The sequence below is a fragment of the Chitinophaga sp. genome (genome assembly GCF_036566945.1).
Taxonomy (GTDB): domain Bacteria; phylum Bacteroidota; class Bacteroidia; order Chitinophagales; family Chitinophagaceae; genus Chitinophaga.
Genome location: NZ_DATCVJ010000504.1, coordinates 1 through 5,694, shown reverse-complemented (window position 1 = coordinate 5,694; position 5,694 = coordinate 1). Strand labels below are relative to the sequence as shown.

3 protein-coding genes are annotated in these 5,694 nt (G+C 41.7%); all 3 read right to left on the bottom strand.

Going from position 1 to position 5,694, the window contains the following annotated elements:
• A partial coding sequence (locus VIP81_RS15415; RefSeq protein WP_331962426.1) for a PAAR-like protein occupies positions 1-3,578 on the bottom strand: 3,578 nt, incomplete at its 3' end.
• Between the two features lie 25 nt (positions 3,579-3,603).
• Positions 3,604-3,792, bottom strand: a complete 189-nt coding sequence (locus VIP81_RS15410; protein WP_331962423.1) for a hypothetical protein — start codon at positions 3,790-3,792, stop codon at positions 3,604-3,606.
• Positions 3,793-3,803: 11 nt separating this feature from the next.
• Complete coding sequence (locus VIP81_RS15405) at positions 3,804-5,546, bottom strand: type VI secretion system Vgr family protein (protein ID WP_331962420.1); 1,743 nt, start codon at positions 5,544-5,546, stop codon at positions 3,804-3,806.
• Positions 5,547-5,694 lie beyond the last annotated feature (148 nt).

The window sequence follows — 5,694 nt, the reverse complement described above, 5'->3', positions numbered from 1 at the left end:
CCATTTTTAGGTAAAGAATAGAAGAATCCAAATAGGGGCGCTGCTATATCAGGGGCAATATAATTATCATCACCTCCATCTCTGTTGCCGTACCGCCCCCAGTTGGGGCCGGTTTCGGGGAATGGAACGAGGCCATGTTCATTTTTTTCCAATAGAAATGATTTTATTGGTGCGTCGGTAGTATATAGGTCATATTGATATTTGTTACTTGAAGGATTAGTTTGAACAAGTTTATAATCGAATGTATCAACATTGACGTGGTACCTGTTAATGCTAGCTGCAGATGCTTTCCCGTATTGACAGGATTTTACCTGAAATACAACAGAGGTGCTGGTTTCGAAAAGTTGACGTTTCGCAACATAATTACTTTTTCCTCCGGAAGTAATTTCCCTGCCCACTGCTTTGCAGATTTTAAATGTGGCTTCTCTTTCTTTATTAGCAGCATGTTGCAACCCTTTCCACTTCCAGAATGATATTGCTGAAAGAACGGCTATTTTCATATCAGTGGCAACCAGGTCTGGGTGACTGATAATGTCGGCCTTTTCTTTTATCGTATAGCTGTTTGCGAAGGCATATGCATCCCGACCGGTAATTTGTATGAGCCCTCTTCCCCTGAAGTTCCATCCGTCTCCTTTTGAAATGTTGCCGAGTATTTTGCCTGTAGCCGTATCGGGCCCATACGCATAATTGGCAATGTTTTCCTGGTTCTCATTACTCACGCCTGGATGAGCGGGAACTCTTACACTCCTACCCCACTCTCTGGCATTTTTTCTACCCTCCCTGGTTTGGAATGCAGAGAAATGTTTTTCCAGATCTTCCCAATACCAGTTAAAATTTTCTCCATTTTTTATGTGAAGACACATGCCACTTTCTACCCCTATTTGTGCAAAGAAGTGTGCTTTATTCCAACAGGTATTCATGCCGGTTGCGGACATATACCGGTTGTAGATGTCGGCAACTGATTGCAACGCTGATTTGTTTGCTTTAGGGAATATTCTTATCAGCTGTTGGATGGTGATATTTTCATTGCACCTGGGACAATCTTCCGTAAAGACATCTTCCCCTAAACGTTCTCCCAATACTGCTACTGCGTTTGTTCTGCTCAGCTTATTCAAGAGCTTATCCATTCTGTTAGAAAGCTTAATATGCTGATAGAAGCTGATGCTGTTTGGATTCAGCATGTTTTGATCTGCTATTTCCGCAGGATAGAGATAGGTATTGGATGTTGATTTTATAACTAAATAAAAACATCGAAAGACACTGTCCTCCAGAATATTGCCGGTTTGCAACGATTTGGTGTCTATCACCATATTGCCTATTTCATTCTCCATTACTGTTAGATCTTTACTGAGGCAGCATTTATCTTCATCAAGGAATTTGTTTTCCCAAACCTGTATCAGTAATTTTTCACCGGCAAGATTGTTTGTTTGTATATGGACTTTTATCTTCTCTCCATATTTATATACTTTGTACGCAGGATAGTTGTGGTTATCGTAAAAATGTACAGATATAATTTCTTTCCTTGCTTTGATCCGGAGGTACGTACCGGTTTCTGTTGTTCGTCTGTAACTTTGTCTTTGAGGAAACCAGTATTTTTTTCCTTCGCATGTGATTGTCTTCATATCAGAAAACTGGATACTGTTTGCCATTTGTGGAATAGCAAACAGTATATTGAAAGTGTCCCATTCAAAACTTAGTTTTGTTAGTAATGGTTTCAGGCTGTAGATACTGACATCCACTTTCAATTCTCCAGTTTCGTCAAAGCACATCATTCCGAGGTCTTTGATATGGTAAATTTTATTGGCTGGATTGCTTTGTAGCAGGTGCAAATTTATTTTTTCATTTGCAGCAACCGGGCAGTTGATAATGATCTTAATATTTTCTTTCCATCCAGCGGCGGGTTTGTGAATACCCTGCTGATCTGCAAAACACCAACGGGTAATGGTGGCATATCCGGCATTGATTTCCATGGTTTGTTTTGATTTGCCTAACCTGGCGCTTATGGTAAACTGCCCGTCCTGGGTAGCTACAGCGTTTCCAAGTGTATTTGTGCCAGCTCCATATGGCGTCCACATAATTGGTCCATCGAGTGATTCATCATAAGGCATCAAAGTTGTCGCTGACAGTGTATAGTATTTGCCAACTATCCAGTTGGCCAGTCCATTGACTACCTGTATTTGCAGTAGTTCGTTCGGTTTTACTTCCAGATGCCATTCGCCATAGTTGGTTATTTTTTGCGTACTATTCTCCGCTATGGGGCAGTCTACACGCGCTTCGACAAGATATTTGCCAGGAATGGTAAAATGGGTATCGCCATCCAATGTGATAGACGGACCGATACCCACGTCTTTACCATTGAGCAGCCAACGAATGGCTGGATAGTTAACAGAACAATCTGTAAGCATAAGCTTATCCGATACCTGCAAATTCAGGGAAGTGCGAGGTCTTATTACATGGTTGGTTGTTGATATTACCGCTTTTTTTTCGGATAGCAGGGCATGCGTAATTTCCTGTGAATGGTTGTCGCTACACATGGTAGCGCTTACAAAATAGGTTGCTGCGGCATTTGGTGGAACAAAGGTGATGCTGTCAGTATTTGAAATTGCGATAATATTGTTGCCAATATCCGTAATCCGCATAGATACACGTTGTTGTTCTGATACAGTGGCTGGTGTTATTTCATATACTGCGGTTATGGTAGCAGGAATCCCCTCTTGCAGCCGGTATTCCTTCGCGCAGGTATTGGTTACATCTCCAGTAACACTGACAACATTGAATTCATCTTTAAGCCGGTTGCTTCCAACTGTTATATCCAGATAAGCGGAAGTATTTGTTTGTTCATCTCCATAGGCCATTACGCGATATTTTCCGGCTTTATCCAGGTTGATGTGCAGATAAGGGCCCGTTTTTTCAAAGGAAAGTATGGCGGTGCTATAACTGTGGCTATCGAATACTTTCCAGCTCACTTTTGATTCATCTGCCTGATCAGTGTTCTCGTATTTTTCTACGTAAAAAGCCAATGGTTCGTTTATTCTGACAATGATATCAGGCAGTGTATTGTCTTTTATTTTTATACTACTGAAGGTCACTACCGGAAAGCGATTTTCCAATTTAACACCAATGCTGTATATCTGCGGGATTTCCTGCCGCTTTGTTGGCGTCGTCGCCAACAAAGCGGGTGTCTGGGTACTTTCTGTATGTGCATTATTGTCTGAATGAGGCGTTATACCGGCTGCCTGACCATGATCACTAATGCTGATACAGGGAGTGCCTGACACGGCACAAATAGCGGTGCTATCTTCCGTTAATATTTTCCCTCCGCCGGAAAGTGTGATATTGGAAGAGAACCCCAACCATTTTGTAATGGATGGTGTGCATGCATTGTGCGAAAATATGCAGACTCCGAATGTTCCCGGTGCAAAAGGATTCCCGGTTTCACTGGTGCTGGCAACAGCTTTGGTGCTGCCGCTATGATCATTGATATATTCACTGGTAGCGGATACCTGTAGTTTACTGCTGGTATTGCCGAAACTACATTTACACACGGCTCCCTGGACTACAAAATGTTTGTCAGCCATTTTACCTTTTATTTACTGATGTATATTATTCTTTTCCTATAATAGTCATGCCGGTGCCTTGCCGGAATTTTATTCCGTGTTGCCTGCCAATTATGATGACAGATTTTCCGGAATGAATAGCGGTGTCTCCGGAGCTGCTCCAGCGAATGTTCCGGCCATTTTCTGTATACTTTTTACAGATGAGGAGCATGTGGCCTGCATGATTGTTACGCATCTTGTTGGGGGTTAAAATATTTTTGATTTTTCTCCGCTTTTAATATGCACTGTTTTCTCTGCACTGATTTGCATATTTTCTTTCGAACTGTCTATATTTATTTCCTCTGCATTTTTCTCGATTTCCTTTGCCTGCAGGTGTATATTTTCCAGTGCTATTTTAGTGATATTGGTAGCGGTTAGCCGATAATCATTGACGGTGTATTGGCTTAAACTGTCACCTGCGCTATGCAGGATATTCAGGCCGGCAGTGTGATTCATGTGAAATCCGGCGTGGATATCAATATTTTCGGTTGCATGTATACCAATATTTTTGGCGGTTATTTTAATACTTTCCGGGGCAGAGATGGTGATATTCTGACCATGGGTATCCATGATAAAGGTATTTCCTCCTTTGTCGGAAATGATAATACTTTCCTGCTCAATCGTATCATCCAGGCGGATGGTATGGCCACTACGGGTTTTAATTATTTTTATGTTATTCATTTCATCGCCGTAGTTTGTCCTGGCATTGCCATTACTGGCACACCCAGTAGCATAAGGGGTTTCCGGGTTACCGCCTTCAAAATCCACCCATACTTCTTCATCGATTTCGGGAATAAAATAAAATCCTTTGTTAGCGCCACCATGTGGTTGGTGTAGCCTGATCCACGGCGTAGTTCCATTTTGCCAATTGAATTTTACCCGTATCCGGCCAAGTCCTTTCGGATCGTGGTTATCAGTTACCACTGCACTTTGCGCTTCACACCGTGGAATATTATTCAGGTGCATAACAGGAGTAGCTACATCTGCCGGGACGCCTTCAAAGGTATTATAGTAGTCGCCATTTCCATTACAATGATGCTCTATCATTGTCAGTACATACTCTCCATGATCTTCTCTGGAAAGCATTCTTTCCTGTATGCTGATAATATTTCCTAGGCGCAGACCAGTATTTCTACTGGATCCTTTTATGGATACCATTTGGGAGATCCGTGCCCGCTGATATTGGCGTGTAAGTGCAGATAGTTCTGCCCTGGCGTTACTGGTGAATGCATATGGAACTTTATAACTGGCCGCATGGTAATAGAATTTATTACTTAATGAATGCACCTGTTGCGAATAGTGGTTATAAGAGGCGGAAACCTGATTACCAGTTTCTTCTTCAAGTACCTGCTGTAACCTGTATTCATAGGCATGCAGCAATTGATTGCCAGGTAATATATGGGCTTCCAATTGAAAGTCAATCAGGTCTGCCTGATGTACCAGACTTGTTTTCTGCGGTATATATTGTCCGAATATAATTTGCTGTCCGTTATAGAAAAATGGTTCTCCATAGCGTTGTGAAAGCCGATGCAGGAAGTCAAATCCTGTTTCTTTATACTGTACAATATATTTCAATGGTTGGGTAAATGCAGGATTCACCTGCGGGGTAACGGAAAATGCGTAACAGTTCTTAATAACTGTGTTTACAATGGATGATAAGGCCAACTGCTCGTATGACTGCATGTGTGGGTTGCCGGAGAGAAGAATGGTAGGGCTGTTCCCCCGGAAGATACAACTGCCGGTGGTTCCATTCTTTTCTTTACCAGCGCTTACACTGGTAATGATGCCACTAAATAATAATGGCTTGAAATTTAATGTAGGCTCGATCGGCTGGATACATATGTTGACTTCCTTTCCCAGGAAGAATTTTCCAGCGATTAACGGATTAGGGCCATGACGTGATAACCAGTCATATCCAACGCTTAATTCAAACTCATGATGTGTTTTCATGGATTGTTTTAGATGAAGAAACTGGAATTGTCCGAATTGTTGCTCTCCTACGGATATGGTTGTTATACTATGTAGAGTCATTGTTAAATTAAATTAAAAATGATTCTGAGTATGTTTGTTTGGGGAGGTTTTGTTGTTAACAATCAAT